Origin of the sequence: Pseudomonas sp. GV105 (assembly GCF_003058185.1) — a bacterium.
Classification (GTDB): domain Bacteria; phylum Pseudomonadota; class Gammaproteobacteria; order Pseudomonadales; family Pseudomonadaceae; genus Aquipseudomonas; species Aquipseudomonas veronii.
The window spans coordinates 411,085-426,770 of record NZ_QBUF01000004.1 but is presented as its reverse complement, the minus strand read 5'-3'; the positions used below and the strand labels follow the sequence as shown (position 1 = coordinate 426,770).

The 15,686-nt window shown below is 60.4% G+C and carries 17 protein-coding genes; 5 read left to right on the top strand and 12 right to left on the bottom strand.

Annotated elements, in window-relative coordinates; all coding sequences use genetic code 11:
* Positions 1-1,234: 1,234 nt before the first annotated feature.
* On the top strand, positions 1,235-2,827 hold the full coding sequence (locus C8K66_RS10405) for a sensor domain-containing diguanylate cyclase (RefSeq protein WP_108524777.1): 1,593 nt from the start codon (positions 1,235-1,237) through the stop codon (positions 2,825-2,827).
* On the opposite strand, the gene C8K66_RS10400 is transcribed toward C8K66_RS10405, so the two are convergent.
* From C8K66_RS10400 to C8K66_RS10375, 6 genes are all read right to left on the bottom strand, one after another.
* Entirely contained in the window at positions 2,824-3,864 is a 1,041-nt protein-coding gene (locus C8K66_RS10400) for a DMT family transporter (protein WP_046489348.1), read from the bottom strand. The two genes, C8K66_RS10405 and C8K66_RS10400, sit on opposite strands and share 4 nt — an antisense overlap.
* 77 nt (positions 3,865-3,941) lie before the next feature.
* Positions 3,942-4,277, bottom strand: a complete 336-nt coding sequence (locus tag C8K66_RS10395; protein ID WP_046382401.1) for a hypothetical protein — start codon at positions 4,275-4,277, stop codon at positions 3,942-3,944.
* Between the two features lie 92 nt (positions 4,278-4,369).
* Positions 4,370-4,723, bottom strand: a complete 354-nt coding sequence (locus tag C8K66_RS10390; protein WP_046382402.1) for a gamma-glutamylcyclotransferase family protein — start codon at positions 4,721-4,723, stop codon at positions 4,370-4,372.
* A gap of 18 nt (positions 4,724-4,741) precedes the next feature.
* Positions 4,742-5,401, bottom strand: a complete 660-nt coding sequence (locus C8K66_RS10385; RefSeq protein ID WP_046382403.1) for a M24 family metallopeptidase — start codon at positions 5,399-5,401, stop codon at positions 4,742-4,744.
* A gap of 77 nt (positions 5,402-5,478) precedes the next feature.
* Positions 5,479-6,057 carry a DUF4337 domain-containing protein gene (locus C8K66_RS10380; protein ID WP_017848491.1) on the bottom strand — a complete coding sequence of 193 codons (579 nt, stop codon included), beginning with the start codon at positions 6,055-6,057 and terminating at the stop codon, positions 5,479-5,481.
* A 54-nt stretch (positions 6,058-6,111) separates the two neighbouring features.
* Positions 6,112-6,996: a LysR family transcriptional regulator gene (locus C8K66_RS10375; protein ID WP_046382404.1), complete on the bottom strand. Its 885-nt coding sequence runs from the start codon at positions 6,994-6,996 to the stop codon at positions 6,112-6,114.
* Between the two features lie 93 nt (positions 6,997-7,089).
* On the opposite strand from C8K66_RS10375, the gene C8K66_RS10370 reads away from it, so the two are divergent.
* Together C8K66_RS10370 and C8K66_RS10365 are read left to right on the top strand one after the other, a co-directional pair.
* On the top strand, positions 7,090-8,058 hold the full coding sequence (locus tag C8K66_RS10370) for an NAD-dependent epimerase/dehydratase family protein (protein ID WP_108524775.1): 969 nt from the start codon (positions 7,090-7,092) through the stop codon (positions 8,056-8,058).
* A gap of 90 nt (positions 8,059-8,148) precedes the next feature.
* Positions 8,149-8,838 (top strand): HAD-IA family hydrolase, encoded by a 690-nt coding sequence (locus tag C8K66_RS10365; RefSeq protein WP_017848488.1) that lies wholly within the window; start codon positions 8,149-8,151, stop codon positions 8,836-8,838.
* 18 nt (positions 8,839-8,856) lie between these two features.
* On the opposite strand, the gene C8K66_RS10360 is transcribed toward C8K66_RS10365, so the two are convergent.
* Positions 8,857-9,603 (bottom strand): 3-oxoacyl-ACP reductase family protein, encoded by a 747-nt coding sequence (locus C8K66_RS10360; protein ID WP_017848487.1) that lies wholly within the window; start codon positions 9,601-9,603, stop codon positions 8,857-8,859.
* Between the two features lie 126 nt (positions 9,604-9,729).
* On the opposite strand from C8K66_RS10360, the gene C8K66_RS10355 reads away from it, so the two are divergent.
* Entirely contained in the window at positions 9,730-10,653 is a 924-nt protein-coding gene (locus tag C8K66_RS10355; RefSeq protein WP_017848486.1) for a LysR family transcriptional regulator, read from the top strand.
* A 15-nt stretch (positions 10,654-10,668) separates the two neighbouring features.
* Here the strand turns inward: C8K66_RS10355 and C8K66_RS10350 are convergent, their stop codons facing one another.
* The 3 genes from C8K66_RS10350 to C8K66_RS10340 form a co-directional block, all read right to left on the bottom strand.
* Positions 10,669-11,391 carry an aspartate/glutamate racemase family protein gene (locus C8K66_RS10350; protein ID WP_017848485.1) on the bottom strand — a complete coding sequence of 241 codons (723 nt, stop codon included), beginning with the start codon at positions 11,389-11,391 and terminating at the stop codon, positions 10,669-10,671.
* Positions 11,392-11,403: 12 nt separating this feature from the next.
* On the bottom strand, positions 11,404-12,933 hold the full coding sequence (locus C8K66_RS10345) for an NCS1 family nucleobase:cation symporter-1 (protein WP_057003799.1): 1,530 nt from the start codon (positions 12,931-12,933) through the stop codon (positions 11,404-11,406).
* A 408-nt stretch (positions 12,934-13,341) separates the two neighbouring features.
* On the bottom strand, positions 13,342-14,076 hold the full coding sequence (locus C8K66_RS10340) for a phosphoadenylyl-sulfate reductase (RefSeq protein WP_017848483.1): 735 nt from the start codon (positions 14,074-14,076) through the stop codon (positions 13,342-13,344).
* A gap of 152 nt (positions 14,077-14,228) precedes the next feature.
* On the opposite strand from C8K66_RS10340, the gene thrH reads away from it, so the two are divergent.
* On the top strand, positions 14,229-14,846 hold the full coding sequence (thrH, locus tag C8K66_RS10335; RefSeq protein WP_017848482.1) for a bifunctional phosphoserine phosphatase/homoserine phosphotransferase ThrH: 618 nt from the start codon (positions 14,229-14,231) through the stop codon (positions 14,844-14,846).
* Between the two features lie 115 nt (positions 14,847-14,961).
* On the opposite strand, the gene C8K66_RS10330 is transcribed toward thrH, so the two are convergent.
* Positions 14,962-15,318, bottom strand: a complete 357-nt coding sequence (locus C8K66_RS10330; protein ID WP_017848481.1) for a type II toxin-antitoxin system HigA family antitoxin — start codon at positions 15,316-15,318, stop codon at positions 14,962-14,964.
* Positions 15,318-15,620: a type II toxin-antitoxin system HigB family toxin gene (locus C8K66_RS10325; RefSeq protein ID WP_046382411.1), complete on the bottom strand. Its 303-nt coding sequence runs from the start codon at positions 15,618-15,620 to the stop codon at positions 15,318-15,320. The genes C8K66_RS10330 and C8K66_RS10325 overlap by 1 nt, the downstream gene beginning before the upstream one ends.
* Positions 15,621-15,686: the final 66 nt, after the last annotated feature.

Genomic DNA, 15,686 nt, shown 5'->3' with positions numbered 1-15,686 from the left:
AAAGCACTTATCCCCCTCCCGCCGACGGGCTTTGTGTCCCTTTTTTGTGCAAACGGGGAGTGGGGTGCAAACGGTGCCCCCGCCCAAGCCCGCTGCGGGGTCTGGGGGCTGTTTCGCAATTGCACAGAGTGCAAGGCTTTGCAAAAAAATGCAGTGGTCTCGCACATGCGTCACGGGGCGGCAGGGGAGTGGTCACCCAGGCGAGGTGCCCGGTTTACGGGGACTATGGTTGTGAAAACCTGCAGCAAGCGGTGTTTTCGTTTTCGGAACCGTTTATATCAGGGGCCAACCCGCCGCTCTCGAACCCTACGCAAAAACGACTGTAAGGCCCAGCCTGTCTGGGTTTCCAGCATTCTGAGGCATTTCACGGCATCACCATCAATTTTAGGCCGCCAGTACCAATCAAGAGCGTGTGAAAAAAACGCCGAAACGATGGGCGCATGGCTATTTTCCAGGCGCGGGATGGGAAAAGGGTAATTTTAGTAATCGATAAGTCAGAATGGGCTGAAGCCCTTATGGAGCGTGGCTTTCAGCCATTACCTTGGAGGGTAATATAAGGTAACGAGAGAGGTAATATTTTGTTCAAGTCCCCATTTTACTGGGTTTGGCGGCTGACTGGCATTACTAGCTCTGAAAGTAATTTTCTAACCACTTACTTACCTAATTATTACCTCTATAAAACTATATCAACTACTTGATTTTATTAGGGTTTATCCGATTTTTCGCAGAACATTACCAAAATTACCTTTTCCCATTCCTCAATATAAATCGGTGCAGATGCAGTGCTTGTCTTCTCTCGCACCAACCTGGCGCAAAACCCATGGGACTGACATGGGACTGGCGATACCCATTTTTTCCAAGAGCAGCAGGGCTGCAGCCCTTGTAAACCGGGGGGGGTGTGTATAGGATGCCGCTCGCGGGTACTTTCGAATCTCTCCTTCACCGCCACATTCTGCAAACACAAACCCCTGATTTTCCTAGTGAAAGTCGGGGGTTTGTGGTTTCTCGCGGCTGAAAAAAAGGCCATATAGGCCCAATGTGGGACTGACGCTGTTTTTTTCCGTCAGCCTTCGGACACGCCCGCTCGGCGCGTTCAGAATTGGCAGGTGGGCTTCCAGGCTGGTTAAACGGGCTGCTTCGGTCAACGATGGTCGAAGAGGTGCCTGCGAAAACAAGGACGATTCATCCTGCATCGAATCGTTTGCAATTCTTCCGCCCATCCGGACTGCGTAATATGACCACCCGACCGAAGCCGAAACTCAACCTTCGTATTCTGATTCTTATCTTTGTAATGCTTTCGGCAATCGCAACCCTGGCCAACAGTTTTTGGGTGACGTTCACGATTCAGAAGCAGGAGTTGATCGAGAATGCGCTGGAAGTGAACAAGGCCTACGCCTCTCGGATCGCCCGGAGTGTGGAGCAGGTACTCAATTCCGACCTCGATAAATTGAAATACAGTTCGTTCGTCATTGGCAAAGCGTTTGGCGATAAGCAGAATTTGACGGAGGAAGCCCAGCGACTGTTTGGGCAAGACGCCAGTTTCAACTCCGTGTTGATCGCCGATGCGACGGGGACAATCATTGCCTCGGCTCCCGAAAACCTCCACCTCGATGGGCGCACGCTGCAACACCGCGAGCCTCTCAGCCTTCGCGTGCCGATAATCAGCAACGCGTTCAAGTCCATGGCAGGCAATCTGGTGGTCTTTGTCAGCCACCCCATATTCGACGCGAAAGGAGAGTACCTGGGGCTGATCGGGGGCAGTGTCCGACTTGAGCAGAGGAATACGCTCCAGGCGCTGATGGACACCAATGTGCGCAAGGACGGGGCGCATGTCTATCTTGTCGACAGCGCCCGCCGGGTGCTCTATCACTCCGATCCCGAGCACATCGGGACAGTCGCTGGAAAGGGGTTGATCGACGACGCGGCGCTCAGTCACGACGGGGGAACATTGCAGGCGATAGATGCCGATGGCGTGCAAATGCTCGCCGGTTTCGCCAGGGTGCCCATCAGCGGTTGGGGGGTGATCTCGCAGCAGCCGCTCGATAACATCCAAGCCATCCTGCGACACACCATGGCCAAGGTGGCGCAGGGCATCGCGCCGCTGGCGCTGTTCGGAATCGTGTTGATCTGGTGGCTGGGCGCGCGAATTTCGGTGCCGTTGTCCAGGCTTGCCGATTGCGCCAAACGGCTGGATTCGCCGGACAGCTACGAACGTATCAGCGCAATCCCGACGCGCTATTTCGAAAGCTGGCAGATTCGCAGAGCGCTGCTGCTCGGCGCCACCCTGCTGCAGGAAAAGATCGGCAAACTCAACCAGCAAGCGCAAACCGATGTGTTGACCGGGCTGGCCAATCGCCGGGCGATGCAGGACGTTCTGTTGCGCTGGCAGGATGCTGACAAAGCGTTCGCGGTCGTGTCCATGGACATCGATCACTTCAAGCGCGTGAACGATACGTTTGGCCATGGTGTGGGCGATGAAACGCTGCGCGCCATTGCGGGGCTCATGCAGCAGAATTCTCGGTCCAACGACCTGCCTTGTCGGGTCGGTGGCGAGGAGTTCGTATTGTTGTTACCCAATAGTTCGCTTCAGGTTGCAACGGATGTCGCCGAGCGACTGCGTGCCTCGATCGATGCCGCCAACATCGAAACGGTCGGGCACATCACCGTTTCGCTGGGCGTCGCGCTATGGCATCCCGGTGGCGATTCGATATCCGCTGTGCTGGAGAGGGCTGATCAGCTTTTGTATCAGGCCAAGCAAAGCGGGCGTAATCGGGTGGTAGCGGAGCAGGCTCGATGGGAGGCTGTGGCTATCGGGTCAAGCCTTTAATGCCGATGCCGATGATGAATATCCGGAAAATGTGGATGGCTATGCTTGATCGGGCTATGGGTATGCACGTGACTGTGCGGCATCGCCGGGTCCCACTCGAACGGGTGTTCATGTTGATGGTGCTCATCGTGGACATGCCGATGCCCGTGTTCCGTCGCCTCATGCTGATGTGCATGGGCGTGGCGCTCGGTCAGGTGCAGCCACACCCCGGCGGCCATCAGCGCTGCTGCAATCCAGAACGCGCCGTTCACCGACTCGCCCAGCACCAGCAAGGCCAGCGCGGCGCCGAGGAACGGCGCGGTAGAGAAATAAGCGCCGGTACGCGCACTGCCCAGCCCGCGTAAGGCCAGCACAAACAGCACCAGGCTGATGCCATAGCCGAGAAACCCGACCAGCAAGATCGGCGCGAGCTGCGCCAGGCCGGGGATCTGCGCGCCGAGATACAGCGCCAGGCTGCAGTTGACCACGCCCGCGATCAAGCCTTTGGCGCCGGCGATAAACAATGCGTCCGAGGCCGACACTTTACGTGTCAGGTTGTTATCGATGCCCCAGCACAGGCAGGCCACCGCCACGGCGAGCGGCCCGGTCCAATCGTGACTGTCGGCGCCGCCTTGGGGCCATGACAACGCCACGCCACCCAGCACAATCGCAATCATCCCGAGGACGATGCGACGGTCTGCGTTTTCCCTGAACACGAGCCAGGCGATCAACGCGGTCAATACCGATTCAAGGTTGAGCATCAGCGACGCGGTGGCGCCCGAGGTGCGGGTCAGGCCGAACATCAGGGCCACGGGCCCGAGGATGCCGCCGAACGCAATGGCGCCGAGCAGCCAGGGCCATTCGGAGGGGGTCAAGCCGGTGGGGGTCCAGCCGCGATCGCGGATCAGGCGCACGATGGCGAGTCCGGCACCGCTGCCGAGGTAAAGCAGGCCTGCGAGCAGCACGGGCGAGAGGCCCAGGCCGAGGCTTTTGGCGAGCGGGGTGCTGGCGCCGAACAGCGCGGCGGCGGCGAGTGCGTAAAGGATACTGAGGTTCATGGGCCATCCTCGAAAGGTTGGCCCATGATACGTCGCTTGCTCAGGTTAAATCCCGCGCAAATAGAGCAACGTCCGGCTTAGTGTGCAGTTTTCAGCTTGACCACATCACCGGAGATCTTGGTGGTGTAACCGCTCAGCACCCAAGCCCAGAACCATTTTTCCTGGACTTCGGTATTGATCAGCGCGTCGCCACCTTTTGCCTGGATGGCAGCCGTCTGGGCGCGGACGAAACGGCTGTTCTGGCCGATCGGGATAACACCGAACAGCATGATGCCGGTGGCGCTGGCTTCACTGTGACCCAGCACGGTGTATTGGCTGCTGTCGTATTGCGGGGATTTGATGGCGGTGCCGGTGCAGCCGGCGAGGGTGAAACCGAGAACTGCTGCTGCAACCACTTTACTGACGTACTTCACTGAGTAACTCCATGGACTGAATCCCGAGATTCAATTCTCGGGGGCGATACTCTAAACGCTCCTGTAACAGATTGAAATCAATCGCCCGTCGTTCAGGCTTGCACATACACCCAAGCCGTGAGGCCCGATGCCAGCGCCACGCTGACCCGCTTGTAGTCGGACACTTCATACGCATCCGCCGCCGCCAACTCCTGCTCGCTAATCTGAAACACCATGCCTTCAACGCTGGCGCCTTGTTCGGTGCTCGGCGCGACGATCGGGTGGTGGGTCTTGCCACTGGTGGCCAGCACTTGCGGGTCGGTAATTTCTACCCAGTTTTTCGAGTAGCCCAACATGGCATCGTGCTGGCCTGCCAGTTCTCGGCCGAAGTTGGCGAGTTGGACTGCTTTGTCCTGCAGGGTGCCGTAGGAAAACAACAGCACGGGAAATTCGGCGTAGCGTTCCATTCTGGTTCCTTTGAACGATTAAGCGAGGAGGTCTTCATAGAATGCGCCATACGGCTTGCTCGGGTGAGCGATCTGGATCTCCAGAATCCACAACCCTGCATTCGGGTAGTGCTCGAAGTCGCCGAGGTTGCCGCCACGATGGATCGCGTGGGGAAAGTCGCTGACGCGGTGGCCCTTGATGTCGAGGTTCAACTGCCAGCCCATGGCCTGGGCTTGTGCCTCGGCGTAGCGGTAGAGTTCGAGGCCGATGACCTGGTCGTTTTTCCAGCGAGCTTGCACGCGGTCGAACAGCGCTTTGGCCGCGTTGGCGCAGGCGATCATGTCCGGGTCGGTGCCGGTGGTGAACGTGGCGCCGGCGTCGCCTTCGTGACCTTGCCAGACCGCGCCCATGTCGATGAAGAAAATATCGTTTTCACCCAGTACCGGGTCGCCGTCGGAGTGTTGCTTGAAGGCCTTGAGGGTATTGGCGCCGAAGCGCACCAGCAGCGGGTGCCAGATGCGCTGCATGTCGAGGTCGGCGAGGACGTGTTTGCCCAGCTCGCGCGCTTCGGATTCGAGCATGCCGGGGCGGATGCGTTGGGCCAGTTGTTCGATGGCCTGCCAGGTCATGGCCTGGGCGTAACGCATGGATTCGATACTGTAGGCTGCGCCCACGGCTTCTTTGGGTAGTACGGACACCGGTATCTCCTTGTGCGGTGGTTAGCGTTATGCGGTTTACTATATAGCGACGGGTATTGGGCGCCCAAGCGAAATTATCAGAAATGCAGCCCCGCCAGGCCGCCCAGCACCAAGGCCACACCGCCCGCGGTATACGACAGGCGCTTCAACCATTCCTTGCGCGTCAACAACGTGATCGCCGCCAACGAAATCGCGATCTGAATCGCCGTCATCGCCTGGGCCCAGCGGTGATGCTGGTGCAAGGCTTCTTCGGATTTCTGATCCCATTCCCGTGAGGTTGCCTCCAGCTTTTCGGCCTGTTTGCGCACGTCTTCCTTCTGGCCCTTGTAGCGCTCGCTCTCATCCTTGTAATGCGCGGCGTCCACACCGGGAATATGGGTAGCCAGTTCCGCCAGGTTTTGCCGGCTGGATTTGGCCTGGTAGTAGTTCCACTGGTTGGCGGCTTCGGTCTTGAAAATGGCAGCGTTGTTCTTGTCCATCGCCGCTTCGCTTTCGGTGGAGCCGGCCTGGTAGCTGAGCATGGCGCCAAGGGTGGCCATCAGCGCGGTCATCACGGCAATGCGGCTGGCGAAATTGTCACCGCGCGCGTGGGCATGTTCGGTGGTGTGTTCGATGTGTTTTTCGTGGGGGCTGGGGACTTCGAAGGCTTCGGTCATGGCGGCGGCTGTGAAGGGATTGAGGGATTTTCATTGTTCCTCAGCGAAGCTGTCTCAATCCTGTACGTAACGTTGCAAACCCGCCACCAGCGCATCAAACGTCGCCCGGCAGCGCGGGCTGTTGCGCAGGTCTTCGTGCATGGTGACCCAGGTGTCGAGTTTGAGCGCGAATGCCTCCGGCAGTACCCGGCGCAGGCGCGTGTCTTGTTGGGCCAGCTTGACCTGGCATCCGCCGATGCCGGCGCCGGCACGGATCAGCGCCAGTTGCGCCAAGTCGCTGTCGCTGCTGAGGGCGAAGGTGCCGCGCTCGAAGCCTTTGACGGCCAGGCTGCGGATAAACGCGTTTTCCCGGTCGTAGCCGATCACCGCGTGGTCGGTCAGGTCTTTCAACTCTTGCGGCGTACCGTGCTGGTGCAGGTAATCGTCGCGGGCATGCAGGCCGACTTCGATCAGGCCGATGCGCTGTGCCAGCAATTGCTCCTGGCTGGGGCGGACCATCCGCACGGCGATGTCGGCTTCCAATTGCAACAGGTCGCTCAGGCGGTTGGTCAGGACCAGTTCGACCTTGAGCTGAGGATGCTGTTGGCGCAACCGCGTGATGATCGGCGGCAGTACTTCCACGCCGACCACTTCACTGGCGGAGACACGCACCACGCCGCGCACTTCGTCGCCCTGGGAGGAGGCGCTGCGTTCCAGGGCGGCGGCCGTGCGCTCCATGGTCTCGGCGTGGGCCCTCATGGTGTGAGCCACTGCCGTCGGCAGCAGGCCGGTGGGGGAGCGAGTGAACAGCACCACGCCCAGGGCCGTTTCCAGCGCGGCAATGTGCCGACCGACGGTGGGCTGTGTGATGCCGAGCTGCCGTGCGGCCCCCGACAGCGATCCTTCCTTGAGTACGCCAAGAAACGATCGGTAAAGCTCCCAACCAATGTTCAATGCCATGCGTAAATGTATAGCGTCTGGATGGTCTTCGGCAATTCCTCTATAGCCAGGCTACGAACAGAATGGCCACTCCAACCAACGTGGGAGCGGGTGATGAGCAAGGTACTGGTATTGGGTGCAACCGGCGGTATCGGCGGCGAAGTGGCGCGACAGTTGAGCGTGGCGGGCTGGCAGGTGTGTGCGTTGACCCGGGATGTCGCCAAGGCCCGTAGCCAGAATGCCGCCTATACCTGGCTCAAAGGCGATGCGCTCAATCGCCAGGACGTCATCGCTGCCGCCCGTGGCTGCGCGGTGATCATCCATGGGGTGAACCCGCCGGGCTATCGCAATTGGGCCGAGCAGGTGCTGCCGATGATCGACAACACCATTGCTGCCGCCATCGCCGAGCGCGCGACCATCGTGTTGCCCGGCACGGTCTACAACTTCGGGCCGGATGCGTTCCCGGTGCTTTCCGAAGACTCACCCCAGCACCCGCTGACCCGCAAGGGCGCGATACGTGTGCAACTGGAGCAGCGCTTGCTTCAGTCTTCCCGCGAGGGCGCTCGTGTAGTGATCGTGCGTGCCGGGGATTTTTTCGGCGCCGGAGCGGCCAACAGTTGGTTCTCCCAAGGCCTGGTCAAACCCGGTAAACCGGTGCGCGCGGTCAGCGCCCCAGGTGCGCCAGGCGTCGCCCACCAATGGGCCTACCTGCCGGATGTGGCGCGCACCATGCTCGAGTTGATTGAGCGCCGCGCCGCCCTCGACGCCTTTGCCTGCTTTCATATGGCCGGGCACGTGGACAGTGATGGCACGCAGATGAGCCAGGCGATCCAGCGCGTAGTGTTACGCAGGACGGGCCTGCAACCGCGTGTAGGCGTATTTCCCTGGTGGCTGTTGAAGTTGGCTGCGCCGTTTGTCGTGACCTTTCGCGAGATACAGGAGATGCGTTATCTGTGGCAAACCCCGTTGCGTATGGATAACCAACGCTTGCTTGCGGCCCTGGGCCACGAACCCCATACGCCGTTGGAGCACGCGGTGGAGGCCGCATTGACCAGCCTGGGCTGCCTGCCCACGCCGGCCTGATCAGGCGCACAGCCTAAAAGGTTGCCTGCCGACAAGCGTGGCCGTTATTGTGCTGAATCCTTTTAGTCCTACCTCCAGGGTTTCGTCACGATGAATGCACCGCGTAGCGCAGTCGGTCCGATCAAGGCCGTGATTTTCGATATGGACGGCTTGTTGCTGGATACCGAAGGCATCTACACCGAAGTGACGCAGATCATCGCCGAACGCTTCGGGCGTACCTATGACTGGGGGATCAAACAGCACATCATCGGGCGCGGGGCCCAGGACCTGGCCGACTACGTGGTCAAGGCGCTGGACCTGCCGATCACGGCGGCTGAGTTCCTCGAAATCCGTGAGCCGCTGATGAGCGAGCGTTTCCCCAGGGCGTTGGGCATGCCCGGCGCCGAAGCGTTGGTACGGCACCTGAACGCGCACAATATTCCGATTGCGGTGGGCACCAGTTCGTCGCGCAACTCCTTTGGCCACAAGACCACGCTGCACCGCGAATGGTTTGGCCTGTTCGGCACCATCGTCACGGCTGACGACCCGGAAGTCGGTGCCGCCAAACCTGCGCCGGACATCTTCCTCACCGCCGCGCGGCGCCTGGGCATCGCGCCGCAAGATTGCCTGGTGTTTGAAGACTCGCCGTTCGGCGTCACCGCAGCAAAGGCGGCCCGGATGACCGCCATCGCCGTGCCCGACGAAGCCATGGCCGACAGCAAGTACCACCACGCCGACCAGATCATCCGCAAACTCGCGGACTTCGACCTCGCCGCCTACGGCCTGCCGCCCATGTCCTGACCCGGTGCTTACAGGCGGTTATGCGCTGAAGCCACCGTCGATGGTCAGGCTGGCCCCAGTGATGTAACCCGCTTCCGGCCCGGCCAAGTAGGCCACAAAGCTGGCGATCTCCTCGACATGGCCATAACGGCCCACCGCCATCAACCCGATCAGGCTCTCGGCGAACTCACTGTTCGCCGGGTTCATGTCGGTGTCCACCGGCCCTGGCTGCACGTTGTTAATGGTGATGCCACGTGGCCCCAGGTCCCGCGCCAGGCCCTTGGTCAGGCCGACCAGCGCCGCCTTGCTCATCGCATACGGCCCGCCGCCGCCAAAGGGCATGCGTTCGGCGTTGGTGCTGCCGATGTTGATCACGCGGCCGCCTTCGCCCATGTGCTTGGCCGCTTCCTGAGTGGCGATGAATACGCTGCGCACGTTGATTGCCAGGGTCTGGTCGAAGTCCTCCAGTTTGAAGTCTTCCAGCGGCGCGATGGCCAGCACGCCGGCGTTGTTCACCAGGATATCCAGGCGCCCAAAGGCTTGGACCGTGGCGTTGACCGCGTTGCGAATCGCCGTGGCATCGGCGCTGTCGGCCTGAATCGCCAGGGCTTTGCCGCCGGCGCTGATCACGCTGTTCTGCAGTTCTGCGGCCTTGGCGGCGGAACTGACGTAGGTAAAGGCGACGGCCGCACCTTGCGCCGCAAGACGCTTGACGATGGCGGCGCCGATGCCGCGTGAACCGCCTTGAATCAAGGCGACTTTGCCGCTGAGGTTCTGGGTAGTCATGTTGATCTCCTCACTGTTCAAGGCGGGATGCCTTGTGGATGCAGCCGAGTATCGACCTCACCCGCCGCTGTCGGTAGACCCGGATTGCTATAGTCTGTGTAAACCAAAAGTTTAGAGTGGGCGGATATGGAGAGCTTCGGCAGTATCGAATGCTTTGTGCGCAGCGCCGAAGGCGGCAGCTTTGCCGAAGCGGCCCGGCGCTTGAGCCTGACCCCGGCGGCGGTGGGCAAAAGTGTCGCCAAGCTGGAAGCGCGCCTGGGGGTGCGGCTGTTCCAGCGCAGCACCCGGCGCCTGACCCTGACCGAAGCCGGCAAGCGGTTCCTCGCCGAAGTCAGCGACAGCCTCATCACCATTCAGAACGCCGTGGCCAACCTGGCCAGCGCCGAGGGGCGGCCGGTGGGGACGCTCAAGGTCAGCATGGGCACGGTGTTCGGTAATCGTTATGTCATGCCGTTGCTGGGGGAATTCGTCCGGCGTTTTCCGGATATCAGCCCGGATTGGCATTTTGACAACCGCCAGGTCGACCTGATCGGCCAGGGCTTCGATGCAGCCATCGGCGGTGGTTTTGAGCTGCCCCAGGGCGTGGTTGCACGCAAGCTGACGCCCGCGCACCGGGTGTTGGTGGCGTCAGCGGATTACCTGGCGCAACGCCCGCCGGTACTGGCGCCCGAGGATTTGGCGCGCTGCCTGGGCATCCTGATCCGCTCCCCGCAAACCGGCCGCGTGCGCTCCTGGCAACTGACCAGCCGCGAGCGCGAACAGCGTCCGTTGGCGCTCAAGCCACGCATGACCCTGAGCGACTCGGAGGCCGCTTGTTGCGCGAGTGCCCAGGGGATGGGCATTGCGCTGGTGAGCATGCCGATGGCAGTGCCGTTCCTCGACAGTGGCGCGGTGGTGCGGGTGCTGCCCGACTGGTACGTCGACGACGGCAACATCTCCCTCTACTACGCCGAACACAAACTGCTGCCCGGCAAGACCCGGGCGTTTGTCGACTTCATCCTCGAGCAGTTTTTAATCGCGGGACTGGCGCAGCGCTTCAGCGCGATTTGATCGCCGCGACCTGTTCTATCGGCTGCGCGGCCAGCCGATGACAGTCTTCGGCCGCGGGGTGGCGTAGGTCCTGACCTTCGACGTCGACAACCCCAATCGCACCAACCCTTCGGCAATCGTCACCGCCGCCGTTACCCCGTCCACCACCGGCACCCCGGTGCGCTGGCGAATGCGTTCGTCCAGCCCGGCCATGCCGCCGCATCCCAGGCAGATCACCTCGGCCTTGTCCTCGCGGATCGCCAGTTCCGCCTGCCGCACGATGGCCTCCATGGCCGCCAGCGGGTGTTCTTCCAGCTCCAGCACCGCCATGCCGCTGGCCCGCACCGAGGCGCAGCGTTGATACAGGCCGGCGAGTTTCAGGCGGTCCTCGATCAGCGGTACGGTGCGGTCCAGGGTGGTCACCACCGAGTAGGCGTGGCCGAGGAACATCGCGGTGGTGGCTGCCGCTTCGGTGATGTCCACTACCGGCACATTCAACAATTCCTGTAGGCCTTCGCGCCCATGTTCGCCATACCCGGCCTGGATCACCGCATCGAACGGCTGGTCGTAGGCCATCACGCGGTCCATCACCGCGATGGCCGCCAGGTAGCTCTCAAAATTGCCTTCCACCGATTCGGCGCCGAAGTACGGCGTGAGCCCGACAATTTCGGTGCCCGGCGAGGCCACGGACCGCGCTTGCTCGGCGATGGTCTGGGTGATGGATTCGGTGGTGTTGACGTTGACCACGAGGATACGCATGGAATGTCCTTTTTAATGACTGACGTTATCGACTGCAATGCTTTCACCGCTGACATCAGCGTAGAACGCTTGGCGCTTGGCGATCAGCCGGTACAACAGCCCTGCAATACCGGCGCCAAACAACCAGGAAAACGGCGAGACACTGGCAAACCCCGGCAACAGCGCCAGCAGGATGGCGATCACCGCCGCAGGAATAAATGCCGCCACCGCGCGCATGTTCACGCCACGGCTGTAGTAATAAACGCCATTCGGGTCTTCGCTGTACAGTTGCGGCACATCGACCTGGCTTTTACGGATCAGCCAGTAATCGACCATGATCACCCCGTACAACGGCCCGAGCAGCGCGCCCAGGCCGGAAAGGAAATACACGATCACCAGCGGGCTGTTGTAGAGGTTCCACGGCAGGATCAGCACCGCCACGGCTGCGCTGATCAACCCGGCGCGGCGGAAGTTCAGGTACTTGGGCGCCAGGTTGCTCAGCACAAAGGCCGGGGCGACGAAGTTGGCCATGATGTTCACCGCCACGGTGACGATCAGGAACGCCAGGCAGCCGAGTACCAGGAAGAACGTATTGGGGATCGCCGCGATGATCTCGGTCGGGCTTTCGATCACCCGGCCATTGAGCTGGAACTGCCCGCCGCAGAGCAACACGGTGATGGCGGCGAACACCAGGATGTTCACCGGCAGGCCCCAGAAGTTGCCGACCTGGATGGTCTTGCGGCACGGCGAAGAGCGCGCGAAGTCGCAGAAGTTGAGGATCAACGTACCGTAGATCGCCAGCCACAGCGCGCCGCCGGCAAAGATATTGCGCCACATCTCGCCACCGGTGAGCGGCTCGCGGATCGACCAGGCGATGTGGCCGTCGGCCTGGAAGTACATCCAACCGGCCAGCGAAGCGACGGTCAGCAAAATCACCGGCCCGGCGAAGCCTTCGTAGCGACGCACGGTTTCCATGCCGTAGGCCAGAATCACCAGTTGCACGAACCAGATCGTCACAAAGCACGCCCAGCCCAGGCTCGACAGGCCCAGGATCGAGTTGTGGTCATAGTCGGCAAACCCCGGATGAATCGCCGTCAGCAATACTCGGAACACCACCGAGGCCAGGTAGGTCTGGATACCAAACCAGGCAATCGCAATGACCGCACGGATCAAGGCCGGAATCTGGGCGCCGTGAATGCCGAAGCTGATGCGGCTGATCACCGGAAACGGCACCCCGGTCTTCTGCCCCATATAACCCGACAAGTTCATGAAGAAGTACACCAGCGCCGCGCCGATCCCCAGGGATAACAGAATCTGCCAGCCACCCAGGCCCAGCGCATATAAGCCAATGGCGAACGAGTAATTGGCGATGTTGTGTACGTCGTTGGTCCATAACGCGAAGATGCTGTAGCGCCCCCAGCGTCGGCCTTCGACCTTGGTCGGCGCCAGGTCCCGGTTGTGCAGGCGCGGGCTGAGTACCAGCGGGCCAGGGCTCGCGGCCTCGGGGTTGAGGGCGGAGGAGGGCAGATCCAGTGCGAGGGTGTTCGAGAGGCGTGTACGCATTCCGGCAGGCTCCAGCACTGCTGCAGCAAAGCCGCAGCGGGAAAGTGTATGTATGTTTTGTATTTATTGTATACAAAGCGTACTTCACCTTAAGCCACATACGTGCCAGTTTTCGATCTATGAAAATCTTGGTTAATTTCGTTTTTATAGGTTCTATAAATAACTGACTGAATTCAAAGCGATATAAATTGACCGTTTGAACAGGTATTTATTTTTGACGGGGCAGAACCTCTGTTTAGAGGATAAACAGCGGCAGAGAGGAGATGTTACGTTTTGGTGCGAAGGTCGATGGATTGCACACATAAATGGCACCGATGGTTACATTTGTGTGTACATTTTTACGCTCGGCACAAAACAAATGTGGGAGGGGGCTTGCTCCCCCTCCCACATGGTTGACTGCGTCAGCGCTTAGGCCTTGCTGATGAGATTCCCGGCATGCAGCCCGCATTCCTTCTGCGTGGCTTCTTCCCACCACCAGCGGCCTTCGCGTTCGTGTTGGTTTGGCAACACCGGGCGGGTGCAGGGCTCGCAGCCGATGCTGATAAAACCGCGCTCGTGCAGGCTGTTGTACGGTAGCTCCAGCATGCGGATGTAACTCCAGATCTCTTCGCTGGTCATCTGCGCCAGTGGGTTGAACTTGTACAGGGTGCGTTCCGGGGTGGAGAAGGCCGTGTCGATTTCCAGCGCCGCCACTTGGCTGCGGGTGCCGGGGCTCTGATCGCGGCGCTGGCCGGTAGCCCAGGCGCGCACGCCGGAGAGCTTGCGGCGCAGCGGCTCGATCTTGCGCACGCCGCAGCATTCGCCATGGCCGTCTTTGTAGAAGCTGAACAAGCCTTTCTCTTTGACGAAGGGTTCCAGTTTGCTCTGGTCCGGCGAGATCAGCTCGATGTCGATCTTGTAGAACTCGCGCACCTGTTCGATGAAACGGTAGGTCTCCGGGTGCAGGCGGCCGGTGTCGAGGCTGAACACCTTGACGTTCTTGTTCAGCTTCCAGGCCATGTCCACCAGCACCACATCCTCGGCACCGCTGAAGGAAATCCACAGGTCATCGCCGAACTGGCTGAACGCCAGCTTGAGAATGTCCTGGGCAGATTTGTTGGCATAGGTCGTGGCGAGTTCAACGACATCGAAGGCTTGGTTCATCAGGACGGTTCCTACAGGTCAGTGGCGCTGAGCGCTCTATAGGAGAGTGATGGTATCAAAATCCGCCCTGCGTTGCGGCCGCCGCCTTGAATCGCTAGAGTTCGGCAGTCTTTTTGCTCGCTCGACTTGAACAATACAAATAGGAGTGTCTCGTGGAAATTGCCTGTCTCGACCTGGAAGGGGTATTGGTTCCGGAAATCTGGATCGCCTTCGCCGAAAAAACCGGTATTGAATCCCTGCGGGCGACCACCCGGGACATTCCCGACTACGACGTGCTGATGAAGCAACGCCTGCGCATCCTCGACGAACACGGGCTCAAGCTCGCCGATATCCAGGAAGTGATCGCTACCCTCAAGCCGCTGGACGGTGCCATCGAGTTCGTCAACTGGCTGCGCGAGCGCTTCCAGGTGGTGATTCTGTCGGACACCTTCTACGAATTCTCCCAGCCGCTGATGCGCCAGCTGGGGTTCCCGACCCTGTTGTGCCACCGCCTGATCACTGACGAAACCGACCGCGTGGTCAGCTACCAACTGCGCCAGAAAGACCCCAAGCGCCAGTCGGTGCTGTCGTTCAAGAGCCTGTACTACCGCGTGATCGCTGCCGGTGATTCGTACAACGACACCAGCATGCTGGGCGAGGCCGACCGCGGGATTCTGTTCCATGCGCCGGAGAATGTGATCCGCGAGTTCCCGCAGTTCCCGGCGGTGCATACGTTTGAAGAGCTGAAGAACGAGTTCATCAAGGCTTCGAACCGGCCGTTGAGCCTGTAAGTCGTTCCGCGCAGTTGGCGGCCCCATCGCGAGCAAGCCCGCTCCCACATTCGACCGCGTTTATCCTCTGGAAACGCGGTCGAATGTGGGCGCGGGCCTACAGCCGCCTGAGTTCTTAAGCCCCTGCCAGCAACCGCTCATACGGGATGCTCAAGCCTTCATGCAGGCGCTTGATCATCGACAGGCTCAGCTTTCGCTTGCGGTTGAGCACTTCGGACACCCGGCCGCTGGTGCCGATGAAGGCCTCCAGGTCGCGCGCCGTCATGCCGAGTTGCTCCATGCGAAAGCGGATGGCTTCCACCGGGTCCGACGGCGGCATCGGATAATGTTCGGCCTCATACTTTTCAATGAGGACCGCAAGAATTTCCAGCTCATCGCCCTCAGGCGAGCCGATTGGCGCTTCCCATATCTGTTCGACGCGTGCGAGCGCGGCGGTGAGGTCTTCTTGGGAATGTATGGGTTTGATGTTCATCACACGGTCTCCGCGTTGATCTGATCGTACTGTGCGTGGGTTCCCACGAAACGTATGAACCCAAGCTGACGCTGATAATTGATCGCCATGATCACTCGATACCGGTTGCCGCCCACGTTGAATACAACCCTGCTGCCTTTGAGGATGCTCGCGGTTCCGAGCTCCGCCTTGAGCGCTTGCGGCGTTGGGTATGCAGCCTTCTCCATATGGCGATACAACTCGACCAGCGGTGTTTTGGCGTCGATACAAGCTGGGTGGCTCTCCCAGAAGAGACGTAAGGTCGAGAACGCGATTATCCGCATGAGTCAGACCTCCCAATTTGGGAGATATTAGGCTCAGGCAAGTGCAGATGCAATCTTGGAAATATT

Excerpts from the sequence above, each read along its gene's own strand:
- C8K66_RS10405 (WP_108524777.1), top strand. The coding sequence starts at position 1,235 with ATGACCACCCGACCGAAGCCGAAACTCAACCTTCGTATTCTGATTCTT.
- C8K66_RS10400 (WP_046489348.1), bottom strand. The coding sequence starts at position 3,864 with ATGAACCTCAGTATCCTTTACGCACTCGCCGCCGCCGCGCTGTTCGGC.
- C8K66_RS10390 (WP_046382402.1), bottom strand. The coding sequence starts at position 4,723 with ATGGAACGCTACGCCGAATTTCCCGTGCTGTTGTTTTCCTACGGCACC.
- C8K66_RS10380 (WP_017848491.1), bottom strand. The coding sequence starts at position 6,057 with ATGACCGAAGCCTTCGAAGTCCCCAGCCCCCACGAAAAACACATCGAA.
- C8K66_RS10375 (WP_046382404.1), bottom strand. The coding sequence starts at position 6,996 with ATGGCATTGAACATTGGTTGGGAGCTTTACCGATCGTTTCTTGGCGTA.
- C8K66_RS10370 (WP_108524775.1), top strand. The coding sequence starts at position 7,090 with ATGAGCAAGGTACTGGTATTGGGTGCAACCGGCGGTATCGGCGGCGAA.
- C8K66_RS10365 (WP_017848488.1), top strand. The coding sequence starts at position 8,149 with ATGAATGCACCGCGTAGCGCAGTCGGTCCGATCAAGGCCGTGATTTTC.
- C8K66_RS10360 (WP_017848487.1), bottom strand. The coding sequence starts at position 9,603 with ATGACTACCCAGAACCTCAGCGGCAAAGTCGCCTTGATTCAAGGCGGT.
- C8K66_RS10355 (WP_017848486.1), top strand. The coding sequence starts at position 9,730 with ATGGAGAGCTTCGGCAGTATCGAATGCTTTGTGCGCAGCGCCGAAGGC.
- C8K66_RS10350 (WP_017848485.1), bottom strand. The coding sequence starts at position 11,391 with ATGCGTATCCTCGTGGTCAACGTCAACACCACCGAATCCATCACCCAG.
- C8K66_RS10345 (WP_057003799.1), bottom strand. The coding sequence starts at position 12,933 with ATGCGTACACGCCTCTCGAACACCCTCGCACTGGATCTGCCCTCCTCC.
- C8K66_RS10340 (WP_017848483.1), bottom strand. The coding sequence starts at position 14,076 with ATGAACCAAGCCTTCGATGTCGTTGAACTCGCCACGACCTATGCCAAC.
- C8K66_RS10330 (WP_017848481.1), bottom strand. The coding sequence starts at position 15,318 with ATGAACATCAAACCCATACATTCCCAAGAAGACCTCACCGCCGCGCTC.
- C8K66_RS10325 (WP_046382411.1), bottom strand. The coding sequence starts at position 15,620 with ATGCGGATAATCGCGTTCTCGACCTTACGTCTCTTCTGGGAGAGCCAC.